Origin of the sequence: Streptomyces cellostaticus, from assembly GCF_001513965.1 — a bacterium.
GTDB lineage: Bacteria > Actinomycetota > Actinomycetes > Streptomycetales > Streptomycetaceae > Streptomyces > Streptomyces cellostaticus.
On sequence record NZ_KQ948032.1, the window covers coordinates 23,759 to 40,891 of the forward strand.

The 17,133-nt window shown below is 70.8% G+C and carries 14 protein-coding genes; 11 read left to right on the forward strand and 3 right to left on the reverse strand.

Features of this window, described 5'->3' with window-relative positions; genetic code table 11:
• Nucleotides 1–107 precede the first annotated feature (107 nt).
• The 4 genes from AQI88_RS28280 to AQI88_RS28295 all read left to right on the forward strand — a co-directional run bounded on the left by AQI88_RS28280 (nucleotide 108) and on the right by AQI88_RS28295 (nucleotide 4,320).
• Complete coding sequence (locus AQI88_RS28280) at nucleotides 108–2,603, forward strand: sensor histidine kinase (RefSeq protein ID WP_067004518.1); 2,496 nt, start codon at nucleotides 108–110, stop codon at nucleotides 2,601–2,603.
• Entirely contained in the window at nucleotides 2,603–3,409 is an 807-nt protein-coding gene (locus tag AQI88_RS28285) for a DUF4118 domain-containing protein (protein WP_317933608.1), read from the forward strand. Before AQI88_RS28280 ends, AQI88_RS28285 begins: the two co-directional genes overlap by 1 nt.
• Before the next feature lie 99 nt (nucleotides 3,410–3,508).
• Entirely contained in the window at nucleotides 3,509–4,006 is a 498-nt protein-coding gene (locus AQI88_RS28290; protein ID WP_067004520.1) for a hypothetical protein, read from the forward strand.
• Nucleotides 4,003–4,320 carry a transcriptional regulator gene (locus tag AQI88_RS28295; protein WP_067004522.1) on the forward strand — a complete coding sequence of 106 codons (318 nt, stop codon included), beginning with the start codon at nucleotides 4,003–4,005 and terminating at the stop codon, nucleotides 4,318–4,320. The genes AQI88_RS28290 and AQI88_RS28295 overlap by 4 nt, the downstream gene beginning before the upstream one ends.
• 3 nt (nucleotides 4,321–4,323) lie before the next feature.
• Here AQI88_RS28295 and AQI88_RS28300 read toward each other — a convergent pair whose 3' ends face one another.
• Entirely contained in the window at nucleotides 4,324–5,694 is a 1,371-nt protein-coding gene (locus AQI88_RS28300; protein WP_067004762.1) for an NsdA family TPR-like regulatory protein, read from the reverse strand.
• 122 nt (nucleotides 5,695–5,816) lie between these two features.
• Between AQI88_RS28300 and AQI88_RS28305 the strand changes: the two genes are divergently transcribed.
• The 3 genes from AQI88_RS28305 (at nucleotide 5,817) to AQI88_RS28315 (ending at nucleotide 8,386) form a co-directional block, all read left to right on the forward strand.
• Nucleotides 5,817–6,185, forward strand: coding sequence for a hypothetical protein (locus AQI88_RS28305; protein ID WP_067004524.1), 369 nt, complete (start codon nucleotides 5,817–5,819; stop codon nucleotides 6,183–6,185).
• 475 nt (nucleotides 6,186–6,660) lie between these two features.
• Nucleotides 6,661–7,578, forward strand: coding sequence for a radical SAM/SPASM domain-containing protein (locus AQI88_RS28310; protein WP_067004526.1), 918 nt, complete (start codon nucleotides 6,661–6,663; stop codon nucleotides 7,576–7,578).
• Between the two features lie 73 nt (nucleotides 7,579–7,651).
• On the forward strand, nucleotides 7,652–8,386 hold the full coding sequence (locus AQI88_RS28315) for a protein kinase (protein ID WP_244184376.1): 735 nt from the start codon (nucleotides 7,652–7,654) through the stop codon (nucleotides 8,384–8,386).
• Nucleotides 8,387–8,634: 248 nt separating this feature from the next.
• On the opposite strand, the gene AQI88_RS28325 is transcribed toward AQI88_RS28315, so the two are convergent.
• The gene (locus AQI88_RS28325; protein WP_159050409.1) at nucleotides 8,635–10,209 is read right to left on the reverse strand and encodes a hypothetical protein; all 1,575 of its coding nucleotides are present in this window, start codon (nucleotides 10,207–10,209) and stop codon (nucleotides 8,635–8,637) included.
• Nucleotides 10,210–10,673: 464 nt separating this feature from the next.
• Between AQI88_RS28325 and kdpB the strand changes: the two genes are divergently transcribed.
• The 4 genes from kdpB (at nucleotide 10,674) to AQI88_RS28345 (ending at nucleotide 15,605) form a co-directional block, all read left to right on the forward strand.
• On the forward strand, nucleotides 10,674–12,827 hold the full coding sequence (gene kdpB / locus AQI88_RS28330; RefSeq protein WP_067004534.1) for a potassium-transporting ATPase subunit KdpB: 2,154 nt from the start codon (nucleotides 10,674–10,676) through the stop codon (nucleotides 12,825–12,827).
• A 275-nt stretch (nucleotides 12,828–13,102) separates the two neighbouring features.
• A complete protein-coding gene (locus AQI88_RS28335; RefSeq protein WP_067004536.1) occupies nucleotides 13,103–13,921 on the forward strand; it encodes an SDR family NAD(P)-dependent oxidoreductase in 819 nt (272 codons plus the stop codon).
• A gap of 166 nt (nucleotides 13,922–14,087) precedes the next feature.
• Nucleotides 14,088–14,972 carry an SCO2400 family protein gene (locus AQI88_RS28340; RefSeq protein WP_067004538.1) on the forward strand — a complete coding sequence of 295 codons (885 nt, stop codon included), beginning with the start codon at nucleotides 14,088–14,090 and terminating at the stop codon, nucleotides 14,970–14,972.
• A gap of 114 nt (nucleotides 14,973–15,086) precedes the next feature.
• A complete protein-coding gene (locus AQI88_RS28345; protein WP_067004540.1) occupies nucleotides 15,087–15,605 on the forward strand; it encodes a hypothetical protein in 519 nt (172 codons plus the stop codon).
• 12 nt (nucleotides 15,606–15,617) lie between these two features.
• On the opposite strand, the gene AQI88_RS28350 is transcribed toward AQI88_RS28345, so the two are convergent.
• A complete protein-coding gene (locus AQI88_RS28350; RefSeq protein ID WP_067004542.1) occupies nucleotides 15,618–17,132 on the reverse strand; it encodes a serine/threonine-protein kinase in 1,515 nt (504 codons plus the stop codon).
• Nucleotide 17,133 lies beyond the last annotated feature (1 nt).

Here is a 17,133-nt window from a genome sequence, read left to right on the forward strand (position 1 = left end):
AGGAACCGCTAACGAGCGCACCGGCCGGCCCGTTGAAGCGCTTCCTTAAGAGCAGTCCCCTTTCCTGACAGGGGAGTTGACTCGGTGAGCGGAGCGCGTCGGCGGCGATGAGTGACGTACGGCCCGGACGGCTGAAGGTGTACCTCGGAGCGGCCCCGGGGGTCGGCAAGACCTACCGGATGCTGGACGAGGGGCGGCGTCGTGCCGCGCGCGGGGCGGACGTGGTGGTGGGCTTCGTGGAGTGCCACGGGCGCCCGCACACGGAGGCGATGACCGACGGCCTGGAGGTCGTCCCCCGCGCCCGCTGCGCCTATCGCGGCGGCGACTTCGAGGAGATGGACCTGGGTGCGGTGCTGGACCGCCGACCGCAGGTCGCGATCGTGGACGAGTTCGCCCACAGCAACGTCCCCGGCGACGGCCGCAACGCCAAGCGCTGGCAGGACATCGAGGAGCTGCTCGCCGCCGGCATCGACGTCATCACGGCGCTGAACATCCAGCACCTGGAGTCCCTCAACGACGTGGTCGAGAAGATCACGCGCGTTCCGCAGCACGAGAAGGTGCCCGACGAGCAGGTCCGGCGGGCCTGGCAGATCGAGCTGGTGGACATGCCGCCCGAGGGGCTGCGGCGGCGCATGGCGCACGGCAACGTCTACGCCCCCGAGAAGATCGACGCGGCCCTCGCCAACTACTTCCGCCCCGGCAACCTGACCGCGCTGCGCCAGCTGGCGCTGCTGTGGGTGGCCGACCGGGTGGACGAGGCGCTCCAGGAGTACCGCTCGCAGCACAGCATCGGCGGGGTGTGGGAGACCCGGGAGCGGGTCGTCGTCGCCCTCACCGGCGGCCCGGAGGGCGACACACTGGTCCGGCGGGCCGCGCGGATCGCCGACCGGTCCGCGGGCGGCGACCTGCTGGCCGTGCACGTGGCCCGCAGCGACGGTCTGGCGGGCGGCGTCTCGGCCGCCTCCCTCGCCCGGCAGCGCAGGCTCGTGGAGGACCTCGGCGGCAGCTACCACTCGGTGGTCGGCGACGACGTGGCCACGACCCTGGTGGAGTTCGCCCGCGCGGAGAACGCCACCCAGCTCGTACTCGGTACGAGCCGCCGAGGGCGGCTGGCACGGTTCCTGACCGGCCCCGGCACGGGGGAGACGGTCACCGAGCTGTCCGGCGACATCGACGTGCACCGGGTCACCCATGAACGGGCCGGACGCGGCACGCTCCTGCCGTCGCGGCGCCGCACCCTGTCCACGGCCCGGCTGATCGCCGGCCCGGTGGCCGGTCTTGTGCTGCCCGTTCTGCTGACGGTCGTCCTCGCGCAGGTGCGCGGCACCCTGGACCTGACCAGCGAGGCCCTGCTGTTCCTGCTGGCCGTGGTGGGGGTGGCCTGCATCGGCGGGGTCGCCTCGGCGGTGATCGCGTCGGTGACGGCCTCGCTGCTGCTGAACTACTGGTTCATACCGCCCATCGGCGCCTTCACCCTGAACGATCCCAACGCGCTGCTCGCGCTCGCCGTCTTCGCGGTCGTCGCGGCCACCGTGGCCGGGGTCGTGGACCGCTCCCTACGGCTGTCCCGGCGCTCGGCCCGCGCCACCGCCGAGGCCGAGACCATGTCGTCGCTGGCCGGCACGATCGTGCGCGGCGAGGCGACGATCCCCGCGCTGCTGGAGCGGACGCGGGAGACCTTCGGCATGGAGTCGGCGGAGCTGGCGGACGAGCCGCCGGACACCGACGGAACCGCCTTCGTGCCGGCCGGCCTGGGCGCATATCTCGTGCTGCGCGGACGCACCCTGTCCTCCTCGGAGCGGCGGGTGCTGGCCGCGTTCGCCGCGCACGTCGGCTCCGCGGTCGAGCGGGCCCGGCTGGCCGAGGCGGCGGCCGAGGTGGAACCTGTGAAGGCCGCCGACCGGATGCGTACGGCACTGCTGCGCGCCGTCGGCCACGATCTGCGCACCCCGCTGGCGGCGGGCTGGGCCGCGGTCACCTCGCTGCGCAGCCGTGACGTCGAGTTCTCCCCGGAGGACCGTGACGAGCTTCTGGCCACCGCCGACGAGTCCATGACCAAGCTCAACCGGCTGGTGGAGAACCTTCTCGACCTGAGCCGCCTGGAGGCGGGCGTCCTCACCCTGAACCTGCGCCCGACCTCCCTGGAGGAGGTCCTGCCCATGGCGCTCGCGGACGTCCCCGGGGTCGAGGTGACGGACATGGAGGAGATCCCGCCGGTGCTGGCCGACCCGCCCCTGTTGGAACGCGTGATAGCCAACCTTGTCGGTAACGCCGCCCGGCACACCCCGCCGGGGCGGAAGGTGCTGGTCGGAGCCAGTGCGCTGGCGGGCCGGGTGGAGCTGCGGGTCGTGGACCGGGGGCCCGGGCTGCCCGCCGACGGCAGGGAGCGCCTCTTCGAGCCCTTCCAGCGGCTCGGTGACACCGACAACACCACCGGCCTCGGCCTCGGCCTGGCCCTCGCCCGGGGCCTGACCGAGGCGATGAGCGGCACCCTCACCCCCGAGGACACACCGGGCGGCGGCCTGACGATGGTCGTGTCGCTGCCCTTCGCCGGGCAGGCCGTGGGTGCCGAACCGACCAAGCAGAGCCCAGGAGGTGCGTGATGAGCATCATGACCGGCACCTGGAAGCTGCACCGCCCGCACCGGGCGCGCAGCACGGCACGTCCCTGGCCGCCGCGCGACCGGCTCGCCCTGGCCGCGGGCCTGATCGCCCCGCCCGCCGTGGCACTCGCCCTCGTGCCGTTCCGCACGGAGCTGTCGTACACGAACGCGGCGCTGATCCTCGTGGTGGCCGTCGTCGCGGTGGCCGCGCTGGGCAACCGTGCGGCGGGTGCCGTGGCGGCCCTGTCGGCAGCAGTGTGGTTCGAGTTCTTGCTCACCCGGCCGTACCAGACCTTCGAGATCGCCGACGGCGCCGACATCGCAACGGCGGTCCTGCTGCTCGTCGTGGGCCTGATCGTCGGCCAACTCGCCGCCCGGGCCCGCCGCCTGGAGGTCATCGCGGTGACCGACGCGGCGCACCTGGCCCGCATCCACCGCACGGCCGCCCTCGCCCAGTCCGCCAACTCCGCGGACACCGTCGTCGACCACGTCCGCCACGAGCTGACCGGGCTGCTCGGCCTGCGCGCCTGCCGCTTCGAGTACGGCACGCTCCTGGGACGGCCGCCGCGCCTGGAAAAGGACGGGACCGTGACGGTGGGCCGGCACAGCTGGAACCCCGACACCGACGGCTGGCCCGAGGGCGAGATCGAGCTGCGCGCGTACGGCAACGGCCACTACCTGGGCCGCTTCATGCTCACTCCCGGCCCGGGCGTCGTACCCGCGCTCCAGGCCCGGCTGGTCGCGGTGACGCTGGCCGACCAGACGGGGGCGGCGCTGGATACGGCGGGGCCGGTGCGGGGGTGGTGACACCCGGCTCATGCGACCGCAGTGCAGCCGACGTCAAGACTTTCCGCAGCAGAAAGTCGAGACTTGCCGCACTGGAAACACGCGGCTAGTGTTTCCGGTATGGAAAGTAACGGCGATGTCATCCGTCCAACCCCGCAACAGGCCCGCGCCGCCTTGGCCGAGCTCGAGCACGTCCAGGCCTCCACCGCCGCCCTGTCCGCCACCCCGTGGCCTCGCTGGTTCGCCGTCGTCCTCACGCTGTACATCGCTGCGATCCCACCGGTTCTCGGGGGCATGACGGCAAGTCCTCAGTGGCTGCTGCCGAGGCTCGCATGGACCGCCATCATGGTGATGGCGACCACGGGCTACTCGGCGCTGTTCGCCGTCGCCGCCGCCCGCTGGCGCGAGAAGACCGGTGTGGCGCTGCGCCTGGACGTGTTGCCCAAGAGGGCCACCCTGCCACTGGCGATCGGGCTTCCGGCGCTACTGGTCGGGCCGGCGGTGGCCTTCCGCGGCACCGGACAGCCCGTCTGGCTGTTCGCCGCCTCCGGCATCGGCGCTGCGGTGTCCGTCGCCGTCCACCTCGTCTTCGTCCGCCTGCACCGTCAGACCTCATGAACCCCGGCACACGTAGCAGCGCAAGCGACCCGACGGACGGGTTCGATGCCACCATCCACGCCCCGAACCGGCTGCGCATCTGTGCCCTGCTCGACACCGCCGACGAGGCCGAGTTCGCAGTGGTGCAAAAGCAGCTCGACGTGTCCGCATCGGTGCTGAGCAAGCACGTCACAGTGCTGACGGAGGCGGGATATGTCGAGCAGCGCAAGGCCCTGCGCGACACCCGCCAGCGCGTGTGGCTGCGCCTGACCCGCGAAGGACGACAGGCCTACCAGGCGCATCTGGCCGCCCTCCGCGCCATCGTCGGGCTGTAGCGATCAGGCGGCGGCTTTCTGCCGCGCCATCTCCCGGGCCCGCTCGTTGAGCTCCCGCACCCTCGCGTTCTTCAGATACGGCCGGATGCGTCGCCTCATGATCTCGAAGTGTTCGTCTGCCCGCGACGAGCTGAGCGCCGCGTAGTCGTCGAGGAACACGTTCCAGGTGGCGCACGCCGCTTCGATGTGCCCGACCTCGAACTGTCGTTGTGCCAAGAGGCCGTTCGCGTGAGCGTTGCCCTGCTTCTCCATGGGCGGGCGAACCCGGTTCGATGCCTTCATGGCTGTGATCGATCCGGGTACGTCGCCGAGGGCGTACAGAACGGCAGACTGATGGAAGAAGTAGGCGGCCTGGTCGTACCCGCCGATAGCGTCTCGGCGGTTGTCTGCCCTCGACAGGGCGGCTTCCGTCTCCGTGAGCCGCGAGAAGGCAAGCTGTTGGTCACCGACCAGTGCGGCTCCGTGGGCTTGCTGCCCTCGAAGGAAGGCGAGCAGACGCGGGCCGGCCGAGGGTGCGGCTTCTGCGGCGGAGTCGGCCAACTCAAGTGCCTTGTTGGCGTGTCGGAGGTTGGCGGCCTGAAGAGCCATGCCGCGCAGCGTCCGGCAGTACGTCACCTGGTCGTTCGCCGCTTTGGCCAGGCCGAGGGCCTGGCGGTAGTACCGCTGTCCTAGCCCGTGCGCCCGCTCGTACATAGCCATCCACCCGGTGAGGTAGACCAGATCCGAGGCGGCGGCCCGCATGTCGTTCTTGACGGCCTCCGGGCCGTCTGCCCGCAGGTAGGACGCGACAGAGTTGACGATGAATGCGGCGGCCATGGGGCGGGCGTGCGCGCCCCCCAGTTCGTCCAGAATGTCAGCGATCTTGTCCGTCATACTGCGGACAACAGCCACATCGCCGGGGCCGATCCGGACGGTACGGCCGGCTGCCTGGTGCTCCAGACGGTCCAGCGTCTCGTCGGCTTCGCCGAAGCCCGGCACGGCGAGCGTGGCGGAGTAGAGCGCGGTCGTAAGGACTGCTCGGCGCGATGGGTCCATGTCCGCCCTTCCGGTATCCAACAGACCCTCAATGGTGTTCAGGTCATGCTCGGGTGCCGCTACCTCCAATCCGGTCATGGCCGGTGAAGCGCCAAGCCCGGCTTCCTCCAAGGTGATTGGGCGTCCGATGCGCCGTGCCAGAGCCTCAACGATCACCGGCCGGACGTTCCTCCGTGGCATGGCTCCGTTGAGCCAGTGCTTCACTGACGACTCGTCGTAGGTGAGTAGAAGCCCACGTTCGGCTCCGATGCGGTTAACGGCCGCTGACAGCTGCCGATACGTCCAGTCGGCTTCATCGAGCAACCGGGCAAGACCCTCGTTCGGCTGACCTTTCGGCACGTCGACCACTCCCCGCGAACCCGAAATTCAAGTCGTTCAAGTCCTGCCGCACTCCCAACGGTACCGCCGTGTGCGATTGCTTGGTTGCGTAGAGCGACAACGTCAGTGAGAGGAGAAGCACGGTGGCGAGCGTGACCCGGCAACCTGACACGATCAGCGTCGATGAGTTGCCCATCGACGTAGAGCTGTTCGAGGACACGGTCACCGTGACGCAGCTGATGCAGCTGAGCACGTCGACGCGAGACGAGATCGACGCCAGGACCAACGAACTCGTCAGCCACATCCGCGAGCTGCTGACCGAACCCGTGTGGGAAGGCGACAGCGAAGCCATGCGGCTGTTCCGTCAGTCGTACAGGCACTTGGAGCTGTCCAGCAGACCCACCCCGCACACGATCACCTTCACGGCCTTCTCGTACATGCAGGAGACGGCCACGCTTACCCACGACCTGTTGAGGGTCTACCGGGACAAGACCAGAACCGGCACTAAGTGAGCGTGGCCTATGTCCTGGTACGACCCAAGGGGCAGCGAGGAGGCCGCCGCGGATTCGACCCAGGGAAGCCGTCGCTGATCGAGTGGCTGCACAGCATCGCCACCATATGCGGCGTCTGCTTCGGCCACCGACAAGTGTGGTGCCCGTCGTGCGCGGGCTTCGGCGGTTGCGGGGCATGCCAGTACCGGGAAAAGGTCCGATGCCCCGAGTGCGCGGGCGGGAAGGTTTGGCCCCTCCGATGACGTACCGGTGCACTGCCACGGTCGAGCTGAACGACGAGGTTCGCGCGGGGCGGCGCAGATGAGTTCGGGAATGGGACCTCTCACACTTCTTCAGGTCTCCCGGCTGGCACTCCCTGAACTCCCGCTCCCCACTCCACCGAACCTCTGGTCCCCTATGCCAACCCGAGAGGCAGTGGGGAGCAGGTTGCAAGACGCATCACCTCGAATCGGAACGACGAACGAGAGGTAAGCGAATGACTGTCATCGCAGAAGCCCCAGCCGTCGGGGCGGCCGGCACTCCCGGGTTCCTGTGGCTCGACCTCACGCGTCAGTGTCAACTGAAGTGCGGCCACTGCCACAACGGCTCGGGACCGGACGGTGCTCACGGCACGATGACCGCCGCCGGGTGGAAGAGCGTGCTCGACCAGGCCGCCGCCCTCGGCATCCCGAGCGTGCAGTTCACCGGTGGTGAGGTGACGCTGTACGCCGACGCGCCCGAGTTGGTCGAGTACGCGCTGAAGCAGGGCCTGAAGGTCGAGGTCTACAGCAACCTGGTTCACGTCACGGACGAGTGGTGGGCGCTGCTGAGGCGTGACGGTGTCTCGCTGGCTACCTCGTACTACGCCGAGGACGCCGGGAAGCACAACGAGGTAACAGCGCGCCCGAGCCACGGCCGAACCCGCTCGAACATCGCGAAGGCCGTGAAGGCCCGCATCCCGATCCGAGCGTCAGTGATCGTCTTCGACTCGTCTGAGACCGGCGACGAGACGAAGGGGGAGCTTCAGGCCCTGGGCGTCCGTGACATTCGCGTGGACCACGTCCGGCCCTTCGGGCGCGCGGCGAACGGCCAGGAACCGTGCACGGACAGCCTGTGCGGGCGGTGCGGTGACGGGCGGGCGTCCATCGGCCCGGACGGCTCGGTCTCGCCGTGCGTGTTCTCCACCTGGATGGGCGTGGGAAACGTCCAGGATGCGCCGCTCGGCGCTATCCTCGGCGGCCCCGACATGGCACAGGCCAACGCGATCATCCGACAGGGACGAGATCTCAGCGCCTCCCGCAGTTGTGGCCCCGACAGTCCCTGCGGCCCCGACAACGAAAGCGGCGGTGGTGGCGGCGACGAGAGCGAGTGCTCTCCGGGTTTCCCTGGCAGTTCGTGCTCTCCGAGGAACTGAAAGGCATATGGACACTGACCCGGAATCTGCAATCCGGTCTCTCATCCGGGATCACACGGGCCCGGTGGCCGAGATGCGCCGGACCGCCCTCGGGCGCAGCTCGGATCTGACGGCCATTGTCGAGTGCGAGAACGGCCCCTTCTTCGTCAAGGCCGTCCGCAACCGGCCCGGCGGCCGACGGGACTCCCTCATCAGGGAACGGCAGATCGATGCCGCCCTGGTCCACATCTCGCCGCCCCTGTTGTGGGATGTGGAAGCCGAAGACTGGTTGGTCCTGGGCTACGAAGCGATCGACGGCCGGTCGGCCGACTTCGCGCCCAACTCACTGGATCTGCCCCTCGTGGTCGACACGATCGCGCAGATTGGTCGCGTGCCTCTTCCGGGGTTCGCCCGAGACTGGACCGAGACCAGGTGGGACCGGTTCGCCTCGGACAGCTCGGAGGCCGAGTTGTTCCGGGGTGACTCGCTTCTCCACACGGACATCAACCCCGACAACATGCTTGTAGAGGGGCGGCGTGCCTGGGCTGTGGATTGGGCGTGGCCGACTGTCGGTGCAGGGTTCATTGATCCTGCGCTTCTGGTCGTCCAACTCCTTGCGGCCGGACATGCCCCGGCGAGTGCGGAGAAGTGGGCGACTCGGTTGCCCGCGTGGCGCAGGGCCGCTTCGGGGGCGATCAATGCCTTCGCCGGCGCCACGCTGCGCATGTACCGGGCCGCTGCCGACCGAAAGCCGGATGAGGACTGGCTGAAGGCCATGGTCGAGGCGTGCCGGGCGTGGACCGAGCACCGAGGGGTCACCGCGGAGTAGCGGAGATATGAAAGGCCCTGAGCTGAACTCGGAGCGTCAGCGGGCTTTGGTGACGCAACGCGCAGCGAAGGCAGACTGCAGAAAGACCGGACCACCCCTCAGCCTGGACAGCATTCCGGGTGGTCCGGTCGCGGAAGCCCTGATCAGGACCCCGGACAGCTACCTCGCCGGCCTCCACTTGCGAGCCGCGATGATCTGGATCAAGGACCTCGCCCAAACCACCCAATGATCACGACTCGATACGCGCCCTAACCGAACTCCGCCAGCCGTGGCCGCAACCCGAGCCCGGTCAGGATCACCGCCGCCAGCAGCAGCACGCCCGCCCACGGCAGCAACCCGTTCACCACCGACCGGCCCGCCCGCACCGACGCGTCGAAGTGGGCCCGGTTGATGCCCGCCACCTGGTCCAGCGCCGCCATCCACGTCCCGAAGCGGGCGTTGGAGGTGCCCGGCTGCCAGTCCATGCAGAACTCGGTCGCCTCCCGCTCCTTGCCGGCAGCCACCAGCGCCCGGATCTTGCGGTCGTCGCGCTGGTAGACGGCGTACGTCCGCACCGTCTTCTCCGCCGCCGCCCGCTCGCCGGGGAAGGTGATGTTGTCCAGCTCGCGGCGGAACTCGCCGGTGAAGCGGAGGTCGTGGTGGTCGGTCTCGTACGCCTGCCAGGTGGTGGCAAGCCCAGCGTCGTACGTATCGAGGGTCGCCCCCCGGATGCCGTACAGCTTCTGCGACTTGGCCAGGAACGATTCCGCGTACTGCTCGCGGCGCTGCGCATCGAGCAGATAGCGGCTCTCGTCGGCGTTGGCGTCGTAGGCGAGGGCCCGGGCGCGGGAGAGTGCGACGACGGAGTCGAAGGCGTCGTGGCGGGCCACGCGCAGGTGATCGGCGGAGGTGGACAGCGCCTGTGCTCCGAGGATCACCGCTAGCAGGGTGCAGACGGTGGCGGCCAGCACCCCCGGGTTGAGGATGCGCCGGAAGCTGCGGGCCAGGTACCACTGGAGGACACCGAGCGCGGCCAGCAGCAGCACGCCGAGGGAGAGGAGGGCGTATTGCTGGGCGTCCAGGGCGGAGTGGGCGGAGGAGTACTCGGCGTCGAAGGCCGCGTCGTTCGAGGACACCAAGGTGCTTGCGGCGGGCAGGAGCCGGGAGCGCAACAGGTCCGTCGCCCGGCGGTAGTCGGCGAGGGCGGCCGGCTTGCCGCCGCTGTGCCCGTCGTTCTCCAGGGCGCGGCCGATCAGCTCCTGGTACTCGGCGAAGTCGTCAGTCAGGTGCTCCACGGTCTTCTCGTCGGAGCGGTCGCCCTGGGCCGCGACGGCGAGGGTGCGCAGGTCATGGCTGATCTCGCGCCGGGCGTCGCCGTAGAAGCCGACGGCCTTCGTGTACGGCGTCCGAAGGCGGCCCTTGCCCGCATCTCCGCTGGACAGCAGGATGTTGGCGGCCTGGGCGTCCATGTCGTTCAGGGCGAGGCCGAGGTCGGCGGCGCTGGTGGTGCGGGGCGCGTCGCGGTCGGCCACGCTGTCCCAGGTGCCGTTCGCGGCCAGTCCGGCGACGGTCAGCAGCATCGCCACTGCGGTGGCGAGCAGGACGGTGGCCGCGCGCAGAAGGCGCAGCCGCGCGGGCACGGTGGCCCAGAAGCGGCGACGCAGAGCGGCCCGCGCGGCCCCGGCCTGCCGGCGCAGGCGCAGCCCCGGACCGGGACCGCCCGTGACCGAGCCCCCACGTCCCTGCGGTACGGGCCTGCCGCCGGCCGGTGCGACCCTCGCCCGCCGTGGCGGTGTCTCCCCCTCGGGCCTGGGACCCTGCGCTGTTCCGGCCGTGACCGTCACGGTCCCTCCAACGTCACACACCACGGACGGTCGCCCGTCCCCCGTTGCCGATCAGTCTGCGACCGGATCCGGCCACCTCTGGCACGTCTTGACGCCTCCCTGATGGCACATCAGCCCTGTTTGACGGCACTTTGACGGCTGCCGTCGGCCCGCCGTATGGGTGGCGCCAATTCCTGCCTCTACGGGGTGTTCTGAGCGGTGAGCGGGGCTAGATTCGCTGTCGGCCGCCGCGGGGCCACGAACGTCCACGGCCCCGCACAACGGGCGGAGTCCCCACTCCGCAGTGACGCGACGGCGGTCCGGTGCGTGTCCGAGGGACAGGCACCCGCGCACGACGTCTGTCGTCGTCCCATCGCCGGCGTCCGTGCGCCGCCGTGCGGTGCCGGGGCCCCGGCACCGCACGGACCGCGACCCCTCCGACTCCCCTGTCCTGCCCGACTCCCTGACAAGACACGAAGGTGTCCATGCTTCCCGCTGCCCCCGAGCAGGCTCCACCGTCACGTCCCGAGCGCGCGGCCCGGCCCGGACCGGCGGGAAGGGGGAGACGCCGCGCACCGGGCGGGCTGTTCGAACCCGTCCAGCTCGTCCGCTCGTTCCCCGAGGCACTGCGCAAACTGCACCCGCGCGTCCTGGTCCGCAACCCGGTCCTGTTCGTGGTGTCCGTCGGGGCGGTCCTGACCACCCTGTCGGCGCTGCTCCATCCCGCCGTCTTCACCTGGGTCATCAGCCTGTGGCTGTGGCTGACGGTGATCTTCGCCAACCTCGCCGAGGCGGTCGCCGAGGGCCGCGGCAAGGCGCAGGCGCAGGCGCTGCGCAGGGCCCGTACGGACACCGTGGCGCTGCGCGTGCTCGACTGGCGCTACGGCACCGATCCGCGCACCGCCCGTACCGAGGCGGTCGCCGCGACCGCCCTGAAGCCGCTGGACGTGGTGGTGGTCGAGGCGGGCGAGATGATCCCGGCGGACGGTGACGTGATCGACGGGGTCGCCGCCGTGGACGAGTCCGCCGTCACCGGTGAATCGGCGCCGGTGATCCGGGAGTCGGGCGGGGACCGCAGCGGTGTCACGGGCGGTACGACGGTCCTGTCCGACCGGATCGTGGTCCGGGTCAGCGCGCGCCCGGGCCACAGCTTCCTGGACCGGATGATCGCCCTGGTCGAGGGAGCCTCCCGGCAGAAGACCCCGAACGAGATCGCGCTGAACATCCTGCTGGCCTCCCTCACGATCATCTTCGTCCTGGTCGTGGTCGCCCTGCAGCCGATGGGCGAGTACGCCGGCGCCGCCCAGTCCACGACCGTGCTGGTCGCCCTGCTCGTCACACTCATCCCGACCACGATCGGCGCCCTGCTCTCGGCGATCGGCATCGCCGGCATGGACCGGCTGGTCCAGCGCAACGTCCTCGCCATGTCCGGCCGCGCGGTCGAGGCGGCGGGCGACGTGAACACCCTGCTGCTCGACAAGACCGGCACCATCACGCTCGGCAACCGCGAGGCCGCCGCCTTCGTCCCGCTGCCCGCGATCGACGAACGGCAGCTCGCCGACGCCGCCCAGCTCTCCTCGCTGGCCGACGAGACCCCCGAGGGCCGCTCCGTCGTCGTCCTCGCCAAGAACCGGTACGGCCTGCGGGCACCCGCCGAGGGCGAACTGGCGAACGCCCGCTGGGTGGCCTTCAGCGCGCAGACCCGGATGAGCGGCGTCGACCTGCGCTGGGACAACGGAGCCGTCTGCGCCATCCGCAAGGGAGCCGCACAGCAGGTGATCGAGTGGGTGCAGATGTACGGCGGCCAGGTGCCGCCCGAAGCACGGGCGTACGCCGATGCCGTGGCCGCGTCGGGCGGGACACCGCTGCTGGTCGCGGTGCACGACTGGGACGGACCACGCGTCCTCGGCCTGATCCACCTCAAGGACGTCGTCAAGGACGGCATCCGCGAACGCTTCGCCGAACTGCGCCGCATGGGCATCCGCACCGTCATGGTGACGGGCGACAACCCGCTCACGGCCCGCGCCATCGCCGAAGAGGCGGGCGTGGACGACTACTTGGCCGAGGCGCAGCCCGAGGACAAGCTCGCGCTGATCAGACGGGAGCAGGCGGGCGGCAAGCTGGTCGCGATGACCGGCGACGGCACGAACGACGCACCCGCGCTCGCCCAGGCCGACGTCGGCGTGGCGATGAACACCGGTACGTCGGCCGCCAAGGAGGCCGGCAACATGGTCGACCTCGACTCCAACCCGACCAAGCTCATCGAGATCGTGGAGATAGGCAAGCAACTCCTCATCACCCGGGGCGCGTTGACCACCTTCTCCATCACCAACGACGTCGCGAAGTACTTCGCGATCATCCCGGCCATGTTCGCGGGCTCGTACCCGGGCCTGGAGTCGCTGAACATCATGGGCCTGCACAGCCCGACGTCCGCCATCACCTCCGCGATCATCTTCAACGCGCTGATCATCGTCGCGCTGATCCCGCTCGCCCTGCGCGGCGTGCGCTACACCCCCTCCTCGGCCCACGACCTGCTGCGCCGCAACCTGCTCGTCTACGGACTCGGCGGCCTGGTCCTGCCCTTCGTGGGCATCAAGCTGATCGACCTGCTCGTCTCGGGGGTGCCCGGCCTTGGCTGAGCCCCGCCGAGCTCCCCGTCAACGACGCGTATGCGCACGTCAGAGCCCCGTCAGAGAACGGGGACGCGGCTTGCCCGGCGGATGCGGGACGGCTTCCATGGAGCCGGTGAACCGGAAGCGCCCGCGTCCCGCCGACGCAGCGGCCTGCCGACGCCGCTTTCCGTGACCCGAGGGGCGCCGTGATCGGCTCCTGCGCCCCTCGCTCCACCTTCCCCACCGCTCGCCCACCGCCCTTCGCCGGGTGGTGACGGCGTGCCCTCAACCCCGGATGGGACATGTCCGACTCCACGCTTTCCTCGCTTTCCGGCCGCACCGTCCTGGTCACCGGCGCCACCTCCGGCATCGGCCACGAGACCGCCCGGCAGCTCGCCGGGCGCGGTGCCACCGTGCTGCTGCACGGCCGCAGCGCGGAGGAGGCCCGCGCCGCGGCCGACGCCCTGGTCGCCGGCGCCGGCATCGCCGCAGACCGGCTGTGCACGTACGCCGCCGACTTCTCCCGCCTGGACGAGGTGGAAACCCTCGCCCACAAGGTCGTCACCGGGCATCCGCACCTGGACGTCCTGGTCAACAACGCGGGCATGGCCGCCCCCGAGCGGCACACCGTCACCGCCGACGGCAACGAGATCGCCTTCCAGGTCAACTTCCTCGCCCACTACCTGCTCACCTGCCTGCTGGAACCGGCCCTGACGAGCGATCCGGGCGGCCGCGTCGTCAACGTCTCCTCCTCCCTGCACCGCACCGCGTCCATCCAGTGGTCCGACCCCAACCGCGCCCGCCGCTACTCCCGCCTCGCGGCCTACGCCCAGTCCCAGCTGGCGCTGACCGTGTTCGCGGCCGACCCGCGCGTCACCGCGGTCTCCGTCCACCCGGGCGCCTGTGACACGGCCCTACTGCCCCTGTACGCCCACGAGGGCACCTCCCCCACCCAGGGCGCCGCGCACGTGGTCCGGCTGTGCGACCCGGCGGTCGAGATCGTCAACGGCGCCTACTACGAGCGCGACGAGCGCGTCGACCCGGCTCCGGCGGCCACGGAGGACCGTACGGTCAGGCGCCTCAACAAGCTGGCGGACCTGCTGGTCGGCCGTACCGCCTGAAGGACACGGGTCACCCCAGGGATCCGCAGAGAATGTGTGCAGGAGTGCCACATGGGCCACACACAGTCTTCCGAAAGCCTCGTTAGCGTTGCCGCTCGATCCTTCGTGCGAACGTGACCAGGCCCCGGCTCAGGCCGCAGGAGCCGTCGACTCAGGAAGACCGCTAATGGACTACTGCTCCTCGTGCCGTCGGCATCTGAACGGCGCCCTGGTGTGTCCCGGGTGCGGCGCCTACGCCCCGGACATCGCTCCCCCCGCCTCCGTGGCGGTGACGGGGACGCCGGCGCGGGAGGCCGTGTCCGCCGATGTCTGGTACGGCAGCGATCTCCCCGCCGAGCCGGCACCGGCCGCCCTGGACGAAGGTCCGTACGGTCCCTGCGACGTGGACGACGCTCCGCCCGCGCCGCAGGGACGCGCGGCCCGGCGCCGTCAGTTGGCCCGCTGGAAGAAGAACAAGCGCAAGGCGGCGGTCGCGACCGCCGTCGCGCTCGTCGGCGGCGGACTCACCCTGGCGGCACTGGACCGGCAGTCCCCCGCCCGTGCCCAGGCGGCCTCGGCACCGGACAACCGGCCCATGGGCGCCACGGACGGACAAGCCTCCCCCGAGGCGCGTCCGGAGTCGGCACCGCCCGGCACCCACCGGTCCCCGGACACCACGGCCCCGGCCCACGCCCAGGCCCCCGCGGCCGGTGCGCGACACGGGCAGAGCCTCGCCGCCGCACCCCGGACCGCCACCCCGGACACCCACCCCGACGCAGCGGCTGCCCCCGTCCCCGCTCAGATGCAGGTCACCCGGCAGCACACCACCACGCCCGCCTCCGGCGGCACAGCCACCGGGACCGGCACCGGCACCGGCACCGGCACCGGCACCGGCACCGGCACCACGGCACAGCAGCCGTCCACGCCCACCCCCGCACCCACCACCCCCTCGACCGGCGGCGGAACGGACTCGGGAACCTCTGGAACCTCCGGCTCGTCCCAGACGAGCCCCTCCTCCCCCACCGCCACCTCACCGTCCCAGCTCTGCCTGGTCGTGGTGTGCCTCGGCTGACCGAGCGCCCCAGCAGGGATAGGGCGTAAGGATCCCGTCAGGATCCGCCGCCAACATGCCAGAACCCCGTCAGGAACGGTCGCCGGGCGTCGTACGACGCCTAGCGTCGCTGCCATGCGACGGAGCAGACCGGCGGGCCCGGCCGGTGACCGCCACTGGCGTGGCAGCGCCCGGCTCGCGGTGGGCTGCGCCCTGGCGTTCTGCGCCGTGAGCCTCCTCGTCGACTGGGACGCGGGAAGCCTGACACCGCTGCGCGCGGTGCTCTGGGTCACCCTGTCGGCCGTGGTGGGCACCGTGCTGCTGCCGCAGCGGGTGAGTGCGGGCCCCGGCTGGCTGGCCGTCCGCACCCCCTGGCACCGGCTCGTGGTCCACACGGATGCACTGGCGGCCGTGCGGCAGTACGACGGCGTCTCCTCCCACCTCGTCCTGCGGGACGTCCACGGCCACCGCCTCGAACTCGATCCCCGGATCCTCGCCGCCAACCCGCTGCTCTGGCACGAACTCGACACGGGCGTCCGGCGCTCCCTGGAGCGCGGCACCCTGCGCCAGGGCGCGGACGTCCTGGCCCGGCTGGGCCACCACATCGACGACGAGACGGCCCGGGCGGTCCTGCGGGCATCGGGACTCTTCTGAGACCCAGACCTGTCAGGCCTGGTTGCTCAAGCGGACTCCGTTGGCGGCGGTGTCGAAGACCGCCCGGTACGTGTGCCATTGCGCATCCGGCCCGGATATGTAGATCACATACTGGGTGCCGTCGGCGCCGGCGAAAGCGAGCTCGGCCGCCCGGTACTTGCGTGCCCTGCCGTCGAAGGTGAACTCCCAGTACCCGGCAGGCCGTCCTCGGAAGGTTGTCGCGGCCATCCTCACCCGTTCATAGCCGGGATTGTCGCGACGGGTCTGGTCCTCTTCCGTCTCACGCCAGTGCCGCAACGGATCGGCGCCCCCGAACTCGACGACAGTGGCGCTCAGGCGTACCAAGCCCGTCGGATCTATGTGGGCGGCTTCACCACCGGACAGCATCTTGCTGGTCCAGCCGTCCGGAACGGGCATGGAGAAGCCGCTGTCCGCCTTTGCGAGGTGGTATCCGGCGGGCACCGGCGGCGGGGTGAAGCCGGTACTCGGAGAGGGGGTGGAGGCGTCGGTACGGGCCGCGTGAGTGCTCGGCGCAGCGGCACTTCCCTTGAGCCACCACAGTGCGCCGCCGCCCGCCACACAGGCGGCGAGGGCCACCGCCAGGACCGACCGCAGCACCGTACGGCGGCGGTTGCCGCTGCCCTTTCGCCCGGGAGGCGCCAGGTCGCCGGCACGCTCCGGGCGGGTGGGTGGATCGACGGGAGCGGTACGGGTGCCGGTCACATCGTCCAGGAGGCGTTCGACCTCCTGCGCGTCCAGGCGCCGTTCCGGTTCCTTGACGAGCAGGCCCTCGATCACCGGAGCCAGGTCCCCGGCGCTGCGCAGGGGCTCGTACGGTTCGGTGGCGATGGCGTACGCGGTCTCGATCGGGGTGTCGCGGGGGAACGGGTGCCGCCCCTCCACCGCCTGGTACAGGGTTGCCCCTAGGGCCCACAGGTCGCTGGCGGGACCGGGCTCCGCGTTCGTGAGGCGTTCGGGCGCGAGGTAGCGAATGGAGCCGATCAGCTCGCCGGACTTGGTCAGGGAGGACGTTCCCGACTCCATGGCGATCCCGAAGTCGGTGAGGACGATCCGCCCGCCGTCGCCCAGCAGGACGTTGGCGGGTTTGACGTCCCGGTGCAGGACCCCGGCGTCATGGGCGGCGCGCAGGGCGGCGGCCATGGCGCGGCCGACCCGGGCGGCCTCCTCGGGTGGCAGCGCACCCCGCTCCTTCAGTACGTCACTCAGCGTGGCCGAGGGGATGTACTCCATGACGATGCACGGCAGGCCCTCGTCATCGACCACGTCGTACACCACGATCACGTTGGGATGGGTGATCCGGGCGGCGCTGCGGGCCTCGCGGCGGGTGCGTTCGTAGAGCCTGTGGACCTCGTCGTCGTGCAGGTGCGGCGGGATGTGCAGCTTCTTCACGGCGACGTGGCGGCCGAGCAGCTTGTCCTCGGCGCGCCAGACGGTGCCCATGCCGCCGCTGCCGACCCGGTCCACCAGGAGGTACCGGCCGGCTACCAGCCGTCCAAGATCGGACACC